The following is a 19,618-nucleotide window of genomic DNA, read 5'->3' on the forward strand; positions in this document are numbered from 1 at the left end:
ATATTGTTATTATAAAATATTAATTTTTTTTACATTATTCGTATTTATTTAATAATTAAACATATAAAAATTATCAAATTAATAATGAATTAATATATTTTTAAATATCAACTAAAAAAACTAACTTTGCAAAAGTCTAAAATTCCAAAAAATGTTGCAAAAAACTCTTACCACAAACCAACTAGAACTTTCTTTTAACGACTTTAAAACTGAAGTTCTAAACGACTATAAAATTGCTAAAATTAGTAGAGAATGTAGTTTACTTGGTAGGCGTGAAGTACTAACAGGTAAAGCCAAATTTGGTATTTTTGGTGATGGAAAAGAAGTACCACAATTAGCAATGGCAAAAGCCTTTAAAAAAGGTGATTTTAGATCTGGTTACTACAGAGACCAAACTTTTATGATGGCAATTGGCGAGTTAACTCCTCAACAATTTTTTGCTGGCCTATACGCACATACAGATATTAAAATTGAACCAATGTCTGCAGGTAGACAAATGGGTGGGCATTTTGCAACGCATAGTTTAAATGAAGATGGTAGCTGGAAAAACTTAACAAAACAATATAATTCTAGTGCAGACATCTCACCTACTGCTGGTCAAATGCCTCGTTTACTAGGATTAGCACAAGCATCAAAAATTTACAGAAATGAAAAAAGCGTACAAAATAAAACTAATTTTTCTATCAATGGAAATGAAGTAGCTTGGGGTACAATTGGTAACGCAAGTACTAGTGAAGGTTTATTTTTTGAAACAATAAATGCTGCAGGAGTTTTACAAGTACCAATGATAATGAATGTCTGGGATGATGAATACGGAATTTCAGTTCATGCAAAATACCAAACAACTAAGGAAAGTATTTCAGAAATTTTAAAAGGATTTCAGAGAGATAATAAAAATAAGGGTTATGAAATCATTGTTGTAAATGGTTGGGATTATGTTCAACTTGTAGATGTTTACAGCAAAGCATCTAAAATAGCTAGAGAAGAACATGTTCCTGTACTTATTCACGTAAAAGAACTTACACAGCCACAAGGACATTCTACTTCTGGTTCTCAAGAAAGATACAAAAACAAAGAAAGGTTACTCTGGGAAAAAGAAAATGACTGTATTACTAAAATGCGTAAATGGATTTTAGAATTTGAATTAGAAACCGAATCTGGAGACACTTTACGCTTTGTAGATTCTGAAGAAGAAATAATTCTTTTAGAAAAAGAAGCAAAAAAAGAGGTGAGTTCTGCCAAAAGAAATGCTTGGAATGCTTATAATAATGAACTAAAATCAGAAGTTATTATTGCAGAACAATTATTAGAACGAATTGCTGCAAAAAGTAAAAATGGCGTATTTATAACAAAATACATAACAGATTTAACCGAGATAGTAGAACCTACTAGAAAAAATATCCTGGTTGCCACAAGAAAAACGTTACGTTATTTAAAAGATGAGCAATTTCCAGAAAAAATTGAGCTTCAAAACTTTATTAAAGCGAACTTTAAAGTTGCTGAAAGTAAATATTCTTCTCATTTATTAAGTGAGAGTAGTTTTAGCGCATTAAATATTTATCAGAAAAAACCTATTTACTCTCAAAGTAAAAACCTTGTTGATGGTAGGATCATAATGAGAGATAACTTTGACGCATTACTTAAAAAACATTCAGATTTATTGATTTTTGGTGAAGATGCTGGTTTTATTGGCGATGTAAATCAAGGTTTAGAAGGCTTACAAGAAAAGTACGGAGATATTAGAATTTCTGATACTGGTATTAGAGAAGCAACAATTATAGGACAAGGAATAGGTTTGGCTATGCGTGGATTGCGCCCTATTGCAGAAATTCAATATTTAGATTACTTATTGTATGCTTTACAAATTCTGAGTGATGATTTAGCAACACTTCGTTACAGAACTTTTGGAAAACAAAAAGCACCCTTAATTATTAGAACACGTGGTCATCGTTTAGAAGGAATTTGGCACGCTGGTTCACCAATGGGAGGAATTATAAATAACATTAGAGGAATACACGTTTTAGTACCTAGAAACATGACAAAAGCGGCTGGTTTTTATAACACTTTATTAGAAGGTGATGACCCAGCTTTAGTTGTAGAATGCCTTAATGGATATAGATTAAAAGAAGAATTACCTATGAATCTAGGTGATTTTAAAACTCCAATCGGTTTTGTAGAAACAATAAGAGAAGGTAAAGATATTACAATAGTCTCTTACGGGTCTACTTTACGATTAGTAGAAAAAGCGGCTAAAGAGTTAATTCAAGTAGGTATCGATGTAGAGATTATTGATGCACAAAGTTTACTACCTTTTGATATAAATCATGATTGTGTAAAAAGCCTTGCTAAAACAAACAAACTATTAGTAATTGATGAAGATCTTCCTGGAGGAGCATCTGCATATCTTTTACAAGAAATTATAGAAAAACAAGATGGGTATCAATATTTAGATAGTAAACCCTCTACTTTAACATCTAAGGCACATAGACCGGCTTATGGAACTGATGGAGATTATTTCTCTAAACCCTCTGCAGAAGATATTTTTGAAAAAGTATATGAGATTATGCATGAATCTAACCCTACAAAATTTAAAAGTTTATATTAAACAATTAATTTCTATTCAGAATTTTTACTCCAATTGCGCATTTTAAACAACGTTTAGATGCGCAATAGTTGTTTCTAAGCTCCAATAAAGACTGAGTTTCAAACGCAGATGTAGAGTTAATTTTCAAATCTGAAAACTTAGAAATTATACTATTTTTCTCCGGTTTTATTTGTTTAATTAATTTAATAATACGTTCCTCGTCAACTTCACCCCTGCTCTTTTGATACAAGAATTTTAACGGAATAATTGTGTTTATTATCAGTAAATCTATAAATGATTTTGTAAGATTTTTAGCACTCTTTTTTGATATGGACTCAAATGTATAATGAGTTTTCCAAAACTCATTTACACCCACAGAAAATAGCGTGTAAAAACCTTCTAAATTCTCAATTTTAATCACCTTTGAAAATAAATTTTCTTGCTGATGAAACAATGAAACTAATTGAGCAATTCTTATGGTAGGAAAATTACTTGGTCTCATTCTAAAAAACATAAATTGCCTATTAGCAATAGGATGCAAATTGTATTTATGCTGTAAATATTCATATTCTTTTTTCAATTGAGAATGATATTCATCTTGTATATTACCTTCTAAAAACCCTGCTTGCCCAAATAGCAACGCAGAAAAAACCAACTCATTAAAACGTTCTTTTCTAATGATTGAAAAATCGATAGATTTAGCCAATCTTAGAAAAGCTTCAGCATTGACTTTTAATCCAAAATTCTTAGCAATTAATTGAAATAAAACAGCTTCAAAATCATTATTTGATGCTACTAATAATTGGTTAATAGAATTAGATTTATTGGCTAATCTTTCAAAATACAAACGTTCCAACCAGTTATTAAAAGTAAAAGATTCAACTGTATTAATTTGAGTTTCACATGGAATCCAATCAGGTTGTTTTAGTACTAATTTTTGATAATTTTTAAGCAAATTATCATCAACTAAATCTTTTAAAACCAATGTAGGAATTGGCTTATTATTCTTCATAAAAACAGCGGTATCATGCTCCCAAACTACATGTAAAATAACAGCATCATAATTGGCATCTTTTTCATGTTGATGTAAATACCAATCTGAAGATTTTACATGAATTTCTACATTACCAGCCCAAAGTTGACTTTCAATTTTTAGTTGAGAATTTAAAAAATCAGGTCCGGAATTTGTATTATAAATTCCCGATTTTACAACAATAATTTTTTCTTTGGAGTGTATTTCTAAACTTTTCTGTGAAAATAACTTGTATTTCCATACATAATGAAGGAATTCTTCTTTCATAACATACCTTTTTGATTGTCAATTTACAAAAAATCTAAAGAGAGAATCTTTATACAACCATCAATTTTTGTAATTAAACATCTAATAATTACTATTTTATTGATGTATTTTTGCCTTATAAAACTTAAAGAATGGATATTATTGATAGTTTACAATGGCGTTATGCAACAAAAAAATTCGACGTTAATAAACAACTTTCAGCAACACAAATAAAAACACTAAAAGAAGCTTTTAATTTAACCGCAACTTCATATGGTTTACAACCAATAAAATTGGTTGTAATTCAGAATAAAGAAATTCAAAAAGAATTGGTTAAACATTCTTGGAATCAACAACAAATTGCACAAGCATCGCATGTTTTAGTAATTTGTATCCCTGATAAATACACTTCAGAAGAAGTTGAAAACTATTTTAGTTTAGTTAAAAAGTTAAGAAATACAGCAGATGCTATTTTAAAACCTTTTAAAAATTTTTTAACAGAAGAAATAAAAAATAAATCTCAAGAAGAGTTATTTGTTTCGAATAAAAATCAAGCCTATTTAGCATTAGGAAACCTACTTACAGTCTGTGCTTTAGAAAAGATAGATTCTTGTCCTATGGAGGGTTTTATTCCACAAAAATATGATGAAATTTTAAACTTAAAAAATCATAATTTAAAATCAATTTTAGTTTTACCTGTTGGGTATAGAGCTGAAGATGATTATATGAAAGATTTAACTAAAATTAGAAAGAATATTGAAGAAGTAATCATTGAAATTTCTTAATTTCGGCATACCTAAACTACAATAAATATAATGAATAAAGAGATAAGAAACTTAGAACCAAAAGCTGTTTGGAATCATTTCTCAGATTTGAATGCAGTTCCTCGTCCATCAAAAAAAGAAGAACGTGTAATAGATTTTATGGTTGATTTTGGTAAAAAATTAAACCTAGAAACTTTTGTAGATAAAGTAGGAAATGTTATCATTAAAAAACCTGCTACTTCGGGTCTAGAAAATAGAAAAACAGTAGTAATGCAAAGCCATTTAGATATGGTTCATCAAAAAAATACAGCTACCGTTTTTGATTTTGATTCAGAAGGAATTAAAATGTTAATTGAGGGTGACTGGGTTACTGCAGATGGAACAACTTTAGGTGCGGATAATGGTTTAGGTGTTGCTACTATTATGGCTGTTTTATCATCAAGTGAAATTGAACACCCAAATTTAGAAGCACTTTTTACAATTGACGAAGAAACAGGGATGACTGGTGCAATGGGTTTAGAAGGTGGTATTTTAAAAGGTGATATTCTTTTAAATCTAGACACAGAAGAAGATGATGAAATTGGAATAGGTTGTGCAGGTGGAGTTGATGTTACTGCAAAAAGAACTTATTCTGAAGAAAATACACCCGAAAATACAATTGCATTTTCAATTTCTGTAAAAGGTCTAAATGGAGGACATTCTGGAATGGATATTCACAAAGGATTAGGAAATGCAAACAAGATTATGAATCGTTTGTTATTAGATGGTTTTGAAAACTTTGGATTAAGAATTTCTGAGATTAATGGTGGTAGTTTACGCAACGCAATTCCTCGTGAAAGCGCTGCTTCTGTTGTTATTGATAGCATTTCTAAGGATCCTTTTTTGTTTGAAACAACTACAGTTATCAACAATATAAAAGAAGAGTTTTCTACATTAGAACCTCATCTTTCAATTGACATAGAAGAAATTTCTTCACCAGATAAAGTAATGGACCTAGGTGTTCAAGAAGGTTTAATAAAATCTATTTACGCAGCTTTAAATGGTGTTTATAGAATGAGCCCAGATATTAAAGATTTGGTAGAAACATCTAATAATATTGCGCGTGTAATTGTAAAAGACGGAGCTATAAAAATTGGTTGTTTAACGCGCTCGTCTTCTGAAACAAATAAATATGATCTAGCAAATTCTTTACGTGCTGCTTTTGAATTATCTGGTTTTGAAGTAGAACTTTCAGGTAATTATCCAGGTTGGCAACCTAATGTAAATTCAGAAATTTTAGATTCAGTTTCTAAATTATATGAAAAACTACACGGAGAAAAAGCACATGTTGCAGCTTGTCATGCAGGTTTAGAATGTGGAATTCTTGGTCAGAATTATCCAGAGATGGACATGGTCTCTATCGGACCAACAATTCTTGGAGCCCATTCTCCAGATGAACGTACAAGTATTTCATCAACACAAAAATTCTGGAAATTCTTATTAGAGATTTTAAAGGATATTCCTAAAAAATAAATTAAAACAATCTAAGAAAAACCGAAGTATTTTACTTCGGTTTTATTTTTTATAATTTGTTAAAAAAGGGAATAATAAAAAAATAAATTCCTTAAATACAGTTATTTATAAGATTAAAGTTTTGTTAATATCTTTGATTTTTAGAAACCTTAAATAATTGTACTTTTACTTTTCATAAATCATTCAGTTTTAATGGGAAAAATTATTGCGATAGCGAATCAAAAAGGGGGTGTTGGTAAAACAACAACTGCTGTAAATTTGGCTGCATGTTTAGGAGTTTTAGAAAAAAAAGTTTTATTAGTTGATGCAGATCCACAGGCAAATGCATCCTCAGGTTTAGGAATTGATGTTGATGGTGTGGAGATTGGAACATATCAAGTTTTAGAACACACAATTTCTGCAAAAGAGACTATTCTAAAAACGTCTTCTCCTAATGTAGATATCATTCCTGCTCATATAGATTTAGTTGCAATTGAAATTGAATTAGTAGACAAGCAAGAAAGAGAATACATGCTTAAAAAAGCACTTGTTGATCTAAAAAATGAGTACGATTATATTTTAATAGATTGCGCACCTTCATTAGGTTTAATAACATTAAATTCTCTAGTTGCAGCAGATTCTGTAATCATTCCAATTCAATGTGAATATTTTGCTTTAGAAGGTTTAGGAAAATTATTAAACACGATTAAAAGTGTTCAAAATATACATAACTCAGAATTAGATATTGAAGGGTTATTATTAACAATGTTTGATTCTCGTTTACGTTTGTCTAATCAAGTTGTAGATGAAGTTAGAAAGCACTTTAGCAGTATGGTTTTTGAGACAATTATTAGAAGAAATACACGTTTGGGTGAAGCGCCAAGTTACGGAGAAAGCATAATTGCTTATGATGCAACTAGTAAAGGCGCTATAAATTACTTAAATTTAGCCCAAGAATTAATAAAAAAGAATTCGTAAAATGGCAAAAGCAACCAAAAAACAAGCTTTAGGAAGAGGATTATCTGCTTTGTTACAAGAATCTTCAAACATCAATTCTGCCTCAGACAAAAACGCAAATAAAGTTGTTGGAAGTATCATAGAGCTTGAATTAGATTTAATTGACGTAAACCCGTATCAACCAAGAACTTATTTTGACGAAGAATCTTTAAGAGAATTAGCTAGTTCTATAAGAGAATTAGGAGTTATTCAGCCAATTACAGTTAGAAAACTAGATGGAAATAAATTTCAATTAGTTTCTGGAGAACGTAGATTTAGAGCTTCAAAATTAATTGGAAATAAATCAGTTCCTGCATATATAAGACTTGCCAACGACCAAGAAATGCTAGAAATGGCATTGGTAGAAAATATACAACGTAAAAACTTAGACCCAATAGAAATTGCACTTTCTTACCAACGTTTAATAGATGAAATTCAATTAACACAAGAAGAATTAAGCACTAGGGTTGGTAAAAAACGTTCTACAGTTACCAATTACTTACGTTTGTTAAAATTAGATCCAATTTTACAAACAGGAATGAGAGATGGGTTTATTTCTATGGGACATGGGCGTGCAATGATTAATGTAGAAAACACAGAAGATCAATTAGCAATTTACGAGAAAATTTTACGAGAAAAACTATCAGTAAGACAAACTGAAGAATTAGTAAAAAACTTAAAAACTGGTTCTGTTATAGCAAAACCCAAAAAGAAACAATTACCCAAGTTTGTTAAAGAAAATTTAAACGAATTTAGCGAATACTTTGGTCATAAAATAGACGTTACTATTAGTAACAATGGAAAAGGAAAAATTTCTATTCCTTTTCATTCTGAAGAAGATTTTAATCGTATTAAAGACTTATTGAAATAAGTGCATTTTCAAAAAATTATATTTGTTTTAATTCTTACTTTCCTTTCTGCAAATCTTTTTGCACAGAAAGACACCGTGAATGTGAAGGGTATAAAAATTAAAGGGAATGTTAAAATTGAAAAAGGAGGTGTTTACGATGCTCTAGCACCTTCAAAAGCTGCATTTTATTCAGCAATTTTCCCAGGAATGGGACAAATATATAATAAGAAATATTGGAAAGCACCAATAGTTTGGGGCGCATTAGCAATTCCTACGTATTACTATTTACAGAACAATAACGATTACAACCGTTACAGAACAGCCTACAAGTTGCGAAAAAACGGTCTTGTAGATGAATTTACTATAGATGGTGTAGAAATCGTTTCTTTGGATACTTTAGAAAATGCGCAAGAACAATTAAAAGAAAATAGAGACATGTCTCTTTTATCTGGAGTTATATTATACGTTTTACAAATTGTAGAAGCTAGTGTTAATGCACATTTATTACAATTTAACACAAGCGATGATTTGTCTTTAAAACCAGCTTTTATACCAGATCCAATTAGGTTTGACACACCTAAATTTGGACTCACTTTAACTTATAATTTTTAAAATGAAAATTGCATTATTAGGATATGGAAGAATGGGAAAAGAAATTGAAAAAATTGCTTTATCTCGTGGACATGAAATTGTAATTAGAAAAGATGTAGATGACACTATTGATATTACTTTAGCAGATGTAGCAATAGATTTTAGCGTGCCTTCTTCTGCTTTTGGTAACATTTCTAACTGCATCAATAACAATGTTCCTGTAATTTCTGGAACTACAGGTTGGTTAGAAAACTATAATGATGCAGTTGCATTATGCGAAGAGAAAAAAGGTGCTTTTATCTACGCTTCTAATTATAGCTTAGGAGTAAACATCTTTTTTGAACTGAACAATCAATTAGCAAAAATGATGACTACTTTAGAAGATTATACTATTTCTATGGAAGAAATTCATCACACTAAAAAATTAGATGCGCCAAGTGGAACCGCTATAACTTTAGCAGAAGGGATTATTGAAAACTCCTCTAAAAAAGAGTGGGAATTAGGAAAAAATTCATCCAAAGAAATAATACCAATTCAAGCAAAAAGAATTCCTGATGTACCAGGAACACATACTGTGTGCTATGATTCTGAAATAGATTCTATAGAAATTAAACATACTGCCCACAGTAGAAAAGGATTTGCATTAGGTGCTGTTGTGGCTGCTGAATGGATTCTCAACAAAACAGGTATTTTCTCTATGAGAGATGTGTTAAACATAGGTTAAAAACTGTAACATTTCACCTATCTTACCGCCTAATAAAAAAACTAAAACATTCCTTTTAAAAGGAAAATAAAATATATTAATATGACGTTTACAGAATGGTTTATCTTTTTTCTTATAATTCAAGTTATTCATTTTTTAGGAACTTGGAAATTATATGTAAAAGCTGGTAGAAAACCTTGGGAAGCTGCGATACCTATTTATAATGGCATTGTTTTAATGCAGATCATAAAGCGCCCAAAATGGTGGGTAATTCTTTTATTTATTCCTATTGTAAACTTGTTAATGTTTCCTGTAATTTGGATAGAAACAATTAGAACTTTTGGCTTCTATAAAAAATTAGATTCATTATTAGTAATAGTAACTTTGGGGCTATATATTTTTTACATCAATTATGCAACTGATGCACAATACAATGCTGACAGAAACTTAAAACCACGTTCTGAACTTGGTGAATGGGTAAGTTCTATTGCGTTTGCAATTATTGCTGCAACTTTAGTTCATACTTATTTTATGCAGCCTTTTACCATACCAACATCCTCTTTAGAAAAAACATTATTAGTTGGCGATTATTTATTTGTGAGCAAGTTTCACTATGGCGCAAGAGTTCCATCTACAGTAATTGCTGCACCAATGGTGCATGATTCACTTCCTTTTACTGGAACAGCTTCTTACCTAAAAAAACCACAATTACCTTATACACGTTTACCTGGGCTTCAGAAAATAAAAAATAATGATATTGTTTGTTTTAACTGGCCGGCAGACACTTTAGCTACAATGTGGGGAGATACTTCTGGGAAATTTACATACAAACCCGTTGATAAAAAAACGAACTATGTAAAACGTTGTGTTGGTATTGCTGGAGATTCCTTAGAGTTAAGGAATGGTTATGTATATATTAATGGTAAAAAGAACGAATTACCTTACAGAGCTAAATTACAGTTTTATTATACGTATGAAGCTACATCTTCTATTGATAGAAATACTTTTCCTAAGTTTTTAATCGATAAAGAAAGAACTGGCGTTTATAAAATATTAAGTGAATATTGGAACAATCCAAAAGTACAAGAAGCTTTTAAAAAAGGAGCTAATTTATCTAAAATAGGATCAGATTCTTTATACACAGAAGTTGCAGGTGGCGTTTCTCAAGATTTAGCAAGAAGGCTAAAAATGGAAAATGTAGCTACTAAAATAAATATTAATTTAACAGAAGAAGAAGCTATTAAGCTAAAAGAATACCCATTAACACTTTCTGTGAAAAAAGTGAATCATGGTACAGATAATGGTATTTTTCCTCATATAGAAAGCAACCAATGGAGTCAAGATAATTTTGGTCCTATTTATATTCCTAAAGCTGGAACAACTGTAAAAATAGATTCAGAGTCTTTACCATATTATAAACAAATTATTAAAAATTATGAAAATAATGACCTACAAGTGGTAGGTGAAAATATTTTTATAAACGGAGAAAAAGCGACTTCTTATACATTTAAACAAGATTACTATTGGATGATGGGGGATAACAGACATAACTCTTTAGATGCTCGTTATTTTGGATATACTCCTTTTGATCATGTTCTAGGAAAACCTGTAATGGTTTGGTTTAGTTGGAATGCAAATGCACCTTCTTTTGGAGCTAAATTAAAATCAATTCGTTGGGACAGAATGTTTACAACAGTTGGTGGAGATGGAGAACCTGTTTCTTACAGATATCTAGTTTTAGTACTAATTGGTTTGTATTTTGGTTATAGTTTCTATAAAGGGAAGAAAAAATCAGCATAAATAGTATGTCTGTATTTATCCCTACTTACTTCTCTCCTATTTCTCACTATTCAGAAATCATAAAATCTGAAAATATTGTATTTGAAATGGAAGATAATTTCCAAAAACAAAGCTATAGAAACAGATGCTATATTTATAATAGCAATGGCAAACAGTTATTAAGTATTCCTGTAAAACATAAAATTACAGACCAAAGAAAAAAGACCAAGGACACTAAAGTAGAGAACGACTTTCCTTGGCAAGATCAGCATTTTAAATCTTTACAAATTGCTTATAGAACCTCTCCTTTTTTTGAGTTTTTTGAAGATGATATCGCTCCTATTTTCTCAAAAAAATACACCTATTTACAAGATTTAAATATTGATACTTATTTATTTATTACGGATGCTTTACAAGTAAGTTCTAATTTTTCTAAAACTGAAGAATTTTTAATTGATGAAACTCAAAAAGATTTTAGAGTGTTAGCTGATGTAAAAAAACAACCTGAAAAACTTGTGAGCAGGTATATTCAAATGTTTGATGATAAGCATGGATTTATTCCTAATTTATCAATTTTAGACCTTCTCTTTATGGAAGGCCCTAATGCAATAAGTTATTTTTAGTATATTTAAAAATATACTTTTCTTATACTCGAAAAAAAGAAATGCAAGATCTTATAAAATTTATTAGTTTTTTTATTGATTTAGACCCAAAGTCTGAAGAGAATTTTATTGATATCGCATCATTAAAAAAATTTAAAAAAAATGACATTCTTGTAAAAAATGGCAAAAGGCAAATAGATTTTTTTATAATTAAATCAGGAATTGTAAGGTCTTATTACTTACACAATTCTGACAAAACTTATATCAGAAATTTTTTTATTAAAATGAATACCTCTGGTGATATTGGTGCTTTAATTTCTAATAACCTAGCAAAATTAGATTATGATTGTTTAACCGATTGTGAAATTTATGTTATAGATTTTAAAAAATTCATGCTTTTAGTAGATGAGAATCATAAATTTGCTAAGCTTTATGCAAATTTATTAGCTAAGGTTGTTATTCTTTTTGAATCTAAAATTTATGACTTATCAGTTTTAAATGCGACAGAGAGGTATTTAAAATTAAAAAAAGAAATTCCTAGCATTGAAAATCACATTCAACAATATCATATTGCATCTTATTTAAATATTACTCCAATACAATTAAGTAGAATTCGAAAAAAAATTTATTCGAAATAAATTTCTATAAACATAGGTTAATTAAACTAAGATATCTTTTTACTAAATTTGTTTAGTTAGAAATCTCCCCCTACAATTTATTATTGTATTCTAATAAAAAAAAGACTTGTTATTTAACAAGTCTTTTTTTACTTTTACAAAGTATGATCTTAAAATTTTTTATGCATTATGGATTACACTTCCTATTTCCAGGAGTAATTGCCTATATGTTTTTTAAAGAAAAATGGAAAGTAGTTTACTTACTATTTATTGCAACTATGCTTGTAGATCTAGACCATTTAATTGCGACTCCCATATTTGACAGTAATAGATGCAGCGTTGGATTTCATATACTACATTCTTATATAGCAATAGGTATTTATTCTATATGTACTTTATTTAAAACAACAAGAGTTATGGCAATAGGATTGCTATTTCATATGTTTACAGATTATATAGATTGTTATTTGTAAAACTTTTTTAGAAGATTATCAAACTCATTAGAAATATTTAATTTAAATATTAAGAACAAATACACAGCTGTAATAACACTACTTTTTAAGATGATATTTATAATTGGATGGATTGGAAATTTCCATAAATAAATATTATCAATAGGAAAATCCCAAAAATTAAAAGCAAGATATAACACAGCAATAATGAAAATCATTTTAACTGTTTTGTCTGTAAAAGGAGTTATTGAAAACTTACTTTTTATAAAAAATAATTTAAACGTATTTGCACTAAAAATGACGATCAGAGTTGCCAATGCTAAACCATCTGTCCCCATATCTAACTCATAATAGAAGAGTTTGTTTAAGAGATAAACAGAAACAGCCATAGAAGCACTAAGAGGTAAAGTTATTCTATAAAATTTAGAGTTATTTATGATTGCACCATTATTTCCTAAAAAGCCATTGTACAATTTTAGTAAAGAAATCATCAGTACAACTAATGCTCCATCTGCGTATTCTTTAGGTAATAAATTAAATAATTGAGTAACATTTGCATTTATCAAGACAAAGAACAAACCACTAATTAACAATAAATTAATAGAACTCTTTTTATATAAGGATGCCACCTCTTTATGATTTTCTTCATTTAACGTTTTAGAAGTTAAAGGCTGTAAAATATTTAACATTGCTCTACTTGGTGCTTCAATAAAAGAACCAATAAAAACAGCAACTGAATAATAAGCAGCTTTTACTAAAGATTCTTTTCCTGGTATCATAAACTTATCTATGTCTAAAATAATAGCTCCTGCACTTCCTGCTAAGATAATATATCCAGAAAAACGGAGTACTTCTTTAAAGTTATCAGGTTTAGAAAACGTGAACTTGGGTAGATATAATTTAAAAGCATAGAACATCATTACAAACATTCTTAAAAAATAGGCACCTGTTAAATAATAAATAAACTCTGGTTTTGTAATGAGTTCAAAATAAACAGCAAATAATAAAATCATTACTACAACTCGGTTCCATAATTCTTTTAAAATATTACCAACAACCGTTTGAAACTGAACTTTTGCCCAAGCATAAAAAATTTCGAAATAAGAACAGGCAACTGCAATTAAGTAGATTACAAACGTATAATCTTTTATAATTGGATTTTCTATTGAAAGATAATCACCTATTTGTTCATAAAAAAGGTTTCCAAAATATGCAACAGGGACTGCTATTATTAAAGGTAAAAAAAGGACAGAAGACAAAAAACGATCTTTTTCGATTTTTGTCAAATAACTAGAAAAAAACTTCACAATAGTATGATGAATTCCTAAAGCAATTAAAGGCATTAATAAATTAGATGTTGACAAAAGAAAAGTAACCAAACCATAATATTCATCTTCCAAAAAACGAGTGTATAAAAACAATGTATTTATTCCTCCAAAGGCAAAACCTAAATAAATAAAAAGGGTGTTTTTAAAAGATTGTTTAAATATAATTCCCATTTATGAGTTTACTTTATTAATTATTAAAGCTAGCTTTTTTGTTAACGCTCTTCTATGAAATTGCGCTATGTTTTTAGAATCTACTTCTAAAATTCCTTTTTTAAATTGTTGATATAACTTTTGTATTTCTAACAACACTTTATCTTCATTATCATAATCTACAACAATACCCGCATTTGTATCCTTTAAAATTTTTGATAAATCTCCATCTTCAGGACCAATTGCTAAGATAGGTCGTTTTGCTTTTAAATATTCAAACAATTTTCCCGTTAAAATTCCTTTAGATTGTTTCACCTTAGGAATTAACAACAACAAAACCTGTGCTTTTTTCTGATATTCTATTGCTTTATCATGAGAAACATAACCAACAAAATTTACATTATTGCTTAAATTATTAACTTCTACCTCTTTTTTCACTTCATCTGAAATATCACCAATTAAGTTAATTATCAAATCTTCAGAAAACGAAGTCTTCTCTTCTGTTAATTTCTTAAGAACTTTAAACAAAACTTTAGGGTTACTCTGTTTTGGTAATAAACCAATATAAGAAATCGTAAATTTTTTATCCAACGCTTTTGGTTGAGTAATTAAAACTTCATCATCAAAACCATTTGTAATTACTTCAACATTTTTTGAAACTTTAGAGAACTCTTTTTTTAATGTATTACTCACTGTTAGAATACAATCAGCATTTTTTAGAACTGAAAGCTCTAATTTATTATTTCTTTTTTTAGCAAAACTACCTTGTTTAAAATCGTCATTATAATACAAACTTGTCCAAGGATCTCTAAAGTCTGCAATCCATTTTATATTATTTTTTTGATGTAATTTCTGTGCAATTAAATGCATACTATGAGGTGGACCTGTAGATATAATTACATCTATATTATTTGAATTTAAATACTTCTGAAGATATTTTACCGACTTATTTATCCAAAATATTTTTGGATCAGGAATAAAAAAATTTCCCCGAACATAAGATAAAAAACCTCCTTTACTCGTATTAGAAATATCTTTTTTTTGTTCGTTTTTCTTTTTCCAAAAAAGCAAATCTGTAGGTTCCCAAATAGCTTGTTTTAATACTTCAATATTATTAGGAATTTCATTTATTAATGATTCATCATTTATTGGGTAATTAGCATTATCAACAGTATAAACAACAGGTTCAATATCAAAATCTTGTAAATATTTCACAAACTTTAACCAGCGCTGAACGCCAGAACCTCCTGCAGGTGGCCAATAATATGTAATTATTAATACTTTCAAGTTTGTAAATTATTATATAAATCTATTAATTTTTTTGATGTTTTCTCCCAGCAAAACTCATTCTTAATGAAGTTTTCACCGTTTTTCCCTAATTCAGTTCTTAATTCAGAACTATTATAAAGTGTTAGTACTTTGTCAGAAAAATCATCAACATCTTTTTCTTTATGAATTAAACCTGAATTTACTTTTTCAATTATTGTTTTTTGTGCAATTGCATTACTTACCAAGAGAGGTTTCCCTAAACTCATGTATTGAAAAATTTTGTTTGCATACGTAGTATCGTGATGTAAATTTCTATACAAAGGAGAAATACAAATATCACTAGATACTATATAAGATTGGAATAAATCTTGGTTTTTCCACCCTAAAAAATCAACATAGTTTTCAATCTGTAAACCTTTTACTAACTCTTTTAAAATGAAATCCGTAGAGTTTTTCCCTACAATTACTAATTTTATATTTTCTATTTTATCCTTTAATATAGCTATTGATTTTATTGCCGTTTTTAAACCTCTTCTAATACCAGTATCTCCAATATAAAGCAATACAAACTTATTTGAATATTCATTTACAATTTCAGAAAAAACCTTTGGATTATTATAAAAATCCTTTCGCACTGTATTAGGGACTTCAACTATCTTATTTTCATTAACAGTTACTCTTTTTAAAATTTCATTTTTTGCTTCAGTTGTAACTACAATAACTTTGTTTGCTGCTTTAATAAAACCCTCTTCTTTTTTCTTCCATTTTTTTGGTGATATAACATGTTTTCCAGGAAATTTTAATAAATGAGGATAAAACTTCATGATTTCTGGTCTATTTTCATGCAAATCTAACACAACGGGAAGTTTATATTTTTTATTTACATTAAATACTGCTTGAGCAATTCTAATATCATGTATATGTACTGCTTCAATATCATGAACCTTTATAAAATTTTCAATCTTTTTTTGCATAAAAAAAGTATACAAAGGAATTGTATATGCTAAAGCAGAGAGTTTATATTCTAAGTTATTTGATAGATACCTTTTAACTTGAATTTCATTTATAATCTCAGGTCGATTTTCATTATTATAAGTTAAACAAAAAAGAAAAACTTCATGCCCATTATTCACTAAAGAAATAGCTTCATTTTCCACTCTTGGATCTGGTGGAAACTCAGCATCAAGTATCATTCCTATCCTCATTTTTTCTTTTTATTTTCATAAAAAAACCATCCAATTGGAATGAGTAATAAAAGGAAATATGAAGAAAGGGAAATTATTTTACCCTGCTTAATTACTTTTGGCTCAAATTTAAATTCAATTGTATGTTTTCCTTCAGGAACAATCATTCCTCTTAAAACATAATTTACTCTAAAATGTGGTGTTAATTTTCCATCCACATACCCATTCCAACCATCTTTATAATAAATTTCAGAAAACACTGCAAATTGTTCTTTTTCAGTTTTTGATTGATACGTTAATGAAGTAACGTCATAATTTAGAAGTGCTATTATTGCTGTGGAATCAATTTCTGTTGGGAATTTTAACGCTTCTTGTTTTTTCGAAGGTTTTTGAAAAACGGCAACTTTCTTTGTATTCAAAGAATCTAAAGCTTGTATTTCATCATTCGCAGAATTTACAACTTTCACTTGCTCTACAAACCAAGCATTTCCATTTACATCCGGGTTTAATTGTGCTTGTTTCTCTCCTTTATCATTACCAACAATAAAATATTTAGTATTTAACATGTTTAAAACTTGCATGTTATTTTTTGCAATTTGATAATCAAATAATTCTTGATATCGCATCATTTTTGCTGCATGATAACCACCAATAGATTGATGAAAATAAGAAGTACTGCCATCATTCATAGGGTTTACAGTAAAATTCCCCACTCTAAAATGCGATTTATCTTCTAAAATTAATTTATCGGCATTTGAAGCTGTAAAAGGTTTATCTATTTTTCTAGATGCTTTAAAATCATCTTCATTTACGTATTTTTTATCTACAGAAATTAAATCAAACAAAACAAAAACAGCAATTATTAAAATAACCATTCCTTGCTTTAATTTATCTTTTAAGAACATCCATAAAATGCTAACTGTAAGTAATCCTAAAACTAAAGAGCGTAAAGAATCTTTTAGCAGCATCGATTTTCTATCTGAAACAATTGCATCTGTTAAACCTGGTAATTGAGTGTATTGTGAATCTCTTAAACCTTCAAAAGTTGAAAAACCATGTGCTAATAAAAATCCTACAATAATTAATCCTCCAAATACATAAACTGCTTTCTTTAATGCTTCTTGTTTTTCTCCTGAAGAAACAGTAGCAGAGAAGAATTCTTTTAAAGCTAAAACGCCTAGCAAAGGCACACATAATTCTGCAATTACTTGTATTGATGAAACGGCTCTAAATTTGTTATATAAGGGAACATAATCAATAAAAAAATTGGTTAAAAATTCAAAATTTCTTCCCCAACTCATTAAAATTGAAAAAACTGTTGCTGCCAATAACCACTGTTTTAACTTCCCTTTTACCAAGAAAATTCCTAAGAAAAAAAGCAAGAAAATAACAGCCCCAATATAAGCAGGGGCCTCAATTATAGTTTGATCTCCCCAGTAGGTTAAAGCTTGTTTAGAATAATCATCTGCAACTTTTTTACCTGCTTTAGATTCAATTAATTTATAAAAATTAGAGTTTTTATCCAACTTCTCAACGGTTCCTCCACCCATAAAACGTGGAATAAACAAATTAAAAGTTTCTAATTTCGCATAACTATACTCTGTAATATATGCTTTATCTAACCCTACAGAAGCTTCTTTTTCACTCCCATCAGGGTTTATTGTTAGTTCAGATTTTCCTCTTGTGCTATAATCACCATATTCTTTCATTGCCATTAAGCGTGAAGAATTTGCCCCAATACCTAATAAAACGGCAGCAATAATTATAATACATTGTTTTAAAAAAACTGGAATTCCCTTTTCCTTAATTGCATTTATAAACTCCACAATTCCTAAAATAATTAAACAAAACCCAAGATAATAAGTCATCTGAGGATGATTTGTATAAATCTCCAAAGTCATTGCCAAACCTGTAATTACAAAACCAAGAATGTAACGTTTTTGAAAAACCCATAAAACCCCTGCTAAAACCAAAGGCATATATGCAATAGCGTGTGCTTTCGCGTTATGTCCTGCTCCAAAAATGATAATTAAATAAGTGGAAAAACCAAAAGATAGTGCGCCTAAAATAGCGAGTCTCCATTTAACTTTTAAAGCCAACATTAATACAAAAAAGCTTAAAAAGTAAAGAAAAGTATAATCTGCGGGTCTTGGTAAAAAACGTAAAGTTCTGTCTATAACTCTAACAAAATCATTTGGATAATAAGCACTTACTTGATAAGAAGGCATTCCGCTAAATGAAGCTCCTGTCCAATAAGGTTCTGTGTTTTTATCCGCTCTAAAATCATTTATCTCTTTTACCATTCCTCTAAATTGAGTGATATCAGATTGATTTAATTTTTGTCCTTTTAAAACAGGATGAAAATATATAATTGAAGCCAAAGCAAAAACTGCTATAGCTATAATATAAGGTATAACTTTATTAGAAATTTTCAAGTGAATACTTTTTAATTAATGTTTTTAACAATCAAACGAACTAAGAAACACCTTAATTAGTCAACTTCTTCAAAATCAACATATTCTCCAACAGAGTTTTTACCTTGTTGTTGACTACTTGGTTTTTTATCAATTACTGTTTTTCCTTTTTCAACAGTACTTTTTGGTTGTTCTTGTTGTTGCCTTCCATATTGCTGTTCAGCTTTCTTTTTAATTGTTTCTGCCGCTTTCTTAATTAAATAAGGCGCAAATAATCGTGCTAAAAACTTAAAAGCATAGTAAAAAAGAATGATGAAAAATATAGTTCTTAGTAAACCCATTTAAATTAATGTTTATAAAAAAATCATTCAAAAATAACAATTTGAATACAATTGAAGCGTTAACAAACTATAAAAGTTTCACAAACTCAAAAAAGTATCGTTTGCTTTTAAAAAATAGCATTTTTAACCTATGTTTGTGTTAATTGATAGATACTACTTATAAAATTGTATTCTAATTTATGAAGCACCTTTTTACGAAACTCTTTTTAGTCTTTTTGTTTTTT

Annotated in this window: 17 protein-coding genes; 11 read left to right on the forward strand and 6 right to left on the reverse strand. The window is 28.9% G+C overall.

Going from position 1 to position 19,618, the window contains the following annotated elements; genetic code table 11:
- Positions 1-151: 151 nt before the first annotated feature.
- Complete coding sequence (locus BTO04_RS05945) at positions 152-2,605, forward strand: thiamine pyrophosphate-dependent enzyme (RefSeq protein WP_087563626.1); 2,454 nt, start codon at positions 152-154, stop codon at positions 2,603-2,605.
- Positions 2,606-2,609: 4 nt separating this feature from the next.
- Here BTO04_RS05945 and BTO04_RS05950 read toward each other — a convergent pair whose 3' ends face one another.
- Positions 2,610-3,884 carry a DUF2851 family protein gene (locus tag BTO04_RS05950; RefSeq protein WP_087563627.1) on the reverse strand — a complete coding sequence of 425 codons (1,275 nt, stop codon included), beginning with the start codon at positions 3,882-3,884 and terminating at the stop codon, positions 2,610-2,612.
- A 131-nt stretch (positions 3,885-4,015) separates the two neighbouring features.
- On the opposite strand from BTO04_RS05950, the gene BTO04_RS05955 reads away from it, so the two are divergent.
- From BTO04_RS05955 to BTO04_RS06000, 10 genes are all read left to right on the forward strand, one after another.
- Positions 4,016-4,648, forward strand: coding sequence for an NAD(P)H-dependent oxidoreductase (locus BTO04_RS05955; RefSeq protein ID WP_087563628.1), 633 nt, complete (start codon positions 4,016-4,018; stop codon positions 4,646-4,648).
- A gap of 30 nt (positions 4,649-4,678) precedes the next feature.
- A complete protein-coding gene (locus BTO04_RS05960) occupies positions 4,679-6,139 on the forward strand; it encodes an aminoacyl-histidine dipeptidase (RefSeq protein WP_087563629.1) in 1,461 nt (486 codons plus the stop codon).
- A 192-nt stretch (positions 6,140-6,331) separates the two neighbouring features.
- The gene (locus tag BTO04_RS05965; protein WP_087563630.1) at positions 6,332-7,096 is read left to right on the forward strand and encodes a ParA family protein; all 765 of its coding nucleotides are present in this window, start codon (positions 6,332-6,334) and stop codon (positions 7,094-7,096) included.
- A gap of 1 nt (position 7,097) precedes the next feature.
- Positions 7,098-7,985, forward strand: a complete 888-nt coding sequence (locus BTO04_RS05970) for a ParB/RepB/Spo0J family partition protein (RefSeq protein WP_087563631.1) — start codon at positions 7,098-7,100, stop codon at positions 7,983-7,985.
- Positions 7,986-8,576: a DUF5683 domain-containing protein gene (locus tag BTO04_RS05975; RefSeq protein ID WP_087563632.1), complete on the forward strand. Its 591-nt coding sequence runs from the start codon at positions 7,986-7,988 to the stop codon at positions 8,574-8,576. It begins immediately after the preceding gene.
- A 1-nt stretch (position 8,577) separates the two neighbouring features.
- The gene (dapB, locus tag BTO04_RS05980; RefSeq protein ID WP_087563633.1) at positions 8,578-9,279 is read left to right on the forward strand and encodes a 4-hydroxy-tetrahydrodipicolinate reductase; all 702 of its coding nucleotides are present in this window, start codon (positions 8,578-8,580) and stop codon (positions 9,277-9,279) included.
- A gap of 81 nt (positions 9,280-9,360) precedes the next feature.
- Positions 9,361-11,058, forward strand: a complete 1,698-nt coding sequence (lepB, locus tag BTO04_RS05985; protein WP_087563634.1) for a signal peptidase I — start codon at positions 9,361-9,363, stop codon at positions 11,056-11,058.
- 5 nt (positions 11,059-11,063) lie between these two features.
- Positions 11,064-11,660, forward strand: coding sequence for a WbqC family protein (locus tag BTO04_RS05990; RefSeq protein WP_087563635.1), 597 nt, complete (start codon positions 11,064-11,066; stop codon positions 11,658-11,660).
- Positions 11,661-11,701: 41 nt separating this feature from the next.
- A complete protein-coding gene (locus BTO04_RS05995) occupies positions 11,702-12,277 on the forward strand; it encodes a Crp/Fnr family transcriptional regulator (RefSeq protein ID WP_087563636.1) in 576 nt (191 codons plus the stop codon).
- A gap of 143 nt (positions 12,278-12,420) precedes the next feature.
- Entirely contained in the window at positions 12,421-12,729 is a 309-nt protein-coding gene (locus BTO04_RS06000; protein WP_198342123.1) for a DUF6122 family protein, read from the forward strand.
- Here the strand turns inward: BTO04_RS06000 and BTO04_RS06005 are convergent.
- Genes BTO04_RS06005 through BTO04_RS06025 form a run of 5 tightly spaced genes read right to left on the reverse strand, consistent with a single transcriptional unit; the run spans position 12,720 to position 19,394 of the window.
- Positions 12,720-14,207, reverse strand: a complete 1,488-nt coding sequence (locus BTO04_RS06005) for a lipopolysaccharide biosynthesis protein (protein WP_087563637.1) — start codon at positions 14,205-14,207, stop codon at positions 12,720-12,722. The genes BTO04_RS06000 and BTO04_RS06005 overlap by 10 nt on opposite strands.
- Complete coding sequence (locus tag BTO04_RS06010) at positions 14,208-15,473, reverse strand: glycosyltransferase family 4 protein (RefSeq protein WP_087563638.1); 1,266 nt, start codon at positions 15,471-15,473, stop codon at positions 14,208-14,210.
- Positions 15,470-16,648: a glycosyltransferase family 4 protein gene (locus BTO04_RS06015; RefSeq protein ID WP_232455961.1), complete on the reverse strand. Its 1,179-nt coding sequence runs from the start codon at positions 16,646-16,648 to the stop codon at positions 15,470-15,472. Before BTO04_RS06015 ends, BTO04_RS06010 begins: the two co-directional genes overlap by 4 nt.
- An 8-nt stretch (positions 16,649-16,656) precedes the next feature.
- Positions 16,657-19,080 carry a YfhO family protein gene (locus BTO04_RS06020; RefSeq protein ID WP_087563640.1) on the reverse strand — a complete coding sequence of 808 codons (2,424 nt, stop codon included), beginning with the start codon at positions 19,078-19,080 and terminating at the stop codon, positions 16,657-16,659.
- Between the two features lie 50 nt (positions 19,081-19,130).
- Positions 19,131-19,394 (reverse strand): DUF4834 family protein, encoded by a 264-nt coding sequence (locus BTO04_RS06025; RefSeq protein ID WP_087563641.1) that lies wholly within the window; start codon positions 19,392-19,394, stop codon positions 19,131-19,133.
- Positions 19,395-19,618: the final 224 nt, after the last annotated feature.

Source organism: Polaribacter sp. SA4-10 (assembly GCF_002163835.1).
In the GTDB taxonomy this organism is placed as follows: Bacteria; Bacteroidota; Bacteroidia; order Flavobacteriales; family Flavobacteriaceae; genus Polaribacter.

Bases quoted from the DNA above. Each gene is read 5' to 3' on its own strand.
- BTO04_RS06025 (WP_087563641.1), bottom strand. From the start codon at position 19,394: ATGGGTTTACTAAGAACTATATTTTTCATCATTCTTTTTTACTATGCT.
- BTO04_RS06005 (WP_087563637.1), bottom strand. From the start codon at position 14,207: ATGGGAATTATATTTAAACAATCTTTTAAAAACACCCTTTTTATTTAT.
- BTO04_RS05960 (WP_087563629.1), top strand. From the start codon at position 4,679: ATGAATAAAGAGATAAGAAACTTAGAACCAAAAGCTGTTTGGAATCAT.
- BTO04_RS06000 (WP_198342123.1), top strand. From the start codon at position 12,421: ATGATCTTAAAATTTTTTATGCATTATGGATTACACTTCCTATTTCCA.
- BTO04_RS05970 (WP_087563631.1), top strand. From the start codon at position 7,098: ATGGCAAAAGCAACCAAAAAACAAGCTTTAGGAAGAGGATTATCTGCT.
- BTO04_RS06015 (WP_232455961.1), bottom strand. From the start codon at position 16,648: ATGATACTTGATGCTGAGTTTCCACCAGATCCAAGAGTGGAAAATGAA.
- BTO04_RS05950 (WP_087563627.1), bottom strand. From the start codon at position 3,884: ATGAAAGAAGAATTCCTTCATTATGTATGGAAATACAAGTTATTTTCA.
- BTO04_RS05990 (WP_087563635.1), top strand. From the start codon at position 11,064: ATGTCTGTATTTATCCCTACTTACTTCTCTCCTATTTCTCACTATTCA.
- dapB (WP_087563633.1), top strand. From the start codon at position 8,578: ATGAAAATTGCATTATTAGGATATGGAAGAATGGGAAAAGAAATTGAA.
- BTO04_RS05995 (WP_087563636.1), top strand. From the start codon at position 11,702: ATGCAAGATCTTATAAAATTTATTAGTTTTTTTATTGATTTAGACCCA.
- BTO04_RS05965 (WP_087563630.1), top strand. From the start codon at position 6,332: ATGGGAAAAATTATTGCGATAGCGAATCAAAAAGGGGGTGTTGGTAAA.
- lepB (WP_087563634.1), top strand. From the start codon at position 9,361: ATGACGTTTACAGAATGGTTTATCTTTTTTCTTATAATTCAAGTTATT.
- BTO04_RS05955 (WP_087563628.1), top strand. From the start codon at position 4,016: ATGGATATTATTGATAGTTTACAATGGCGTTATGCAACAAAAAAATTC.
- BTO04_RS05945 (WP_087563626.1), top strand. From the start codon at position 152: ATGTTGCAAAAAACTCTTACCACAAACCAACTAGAACTTTCTTTTAAC.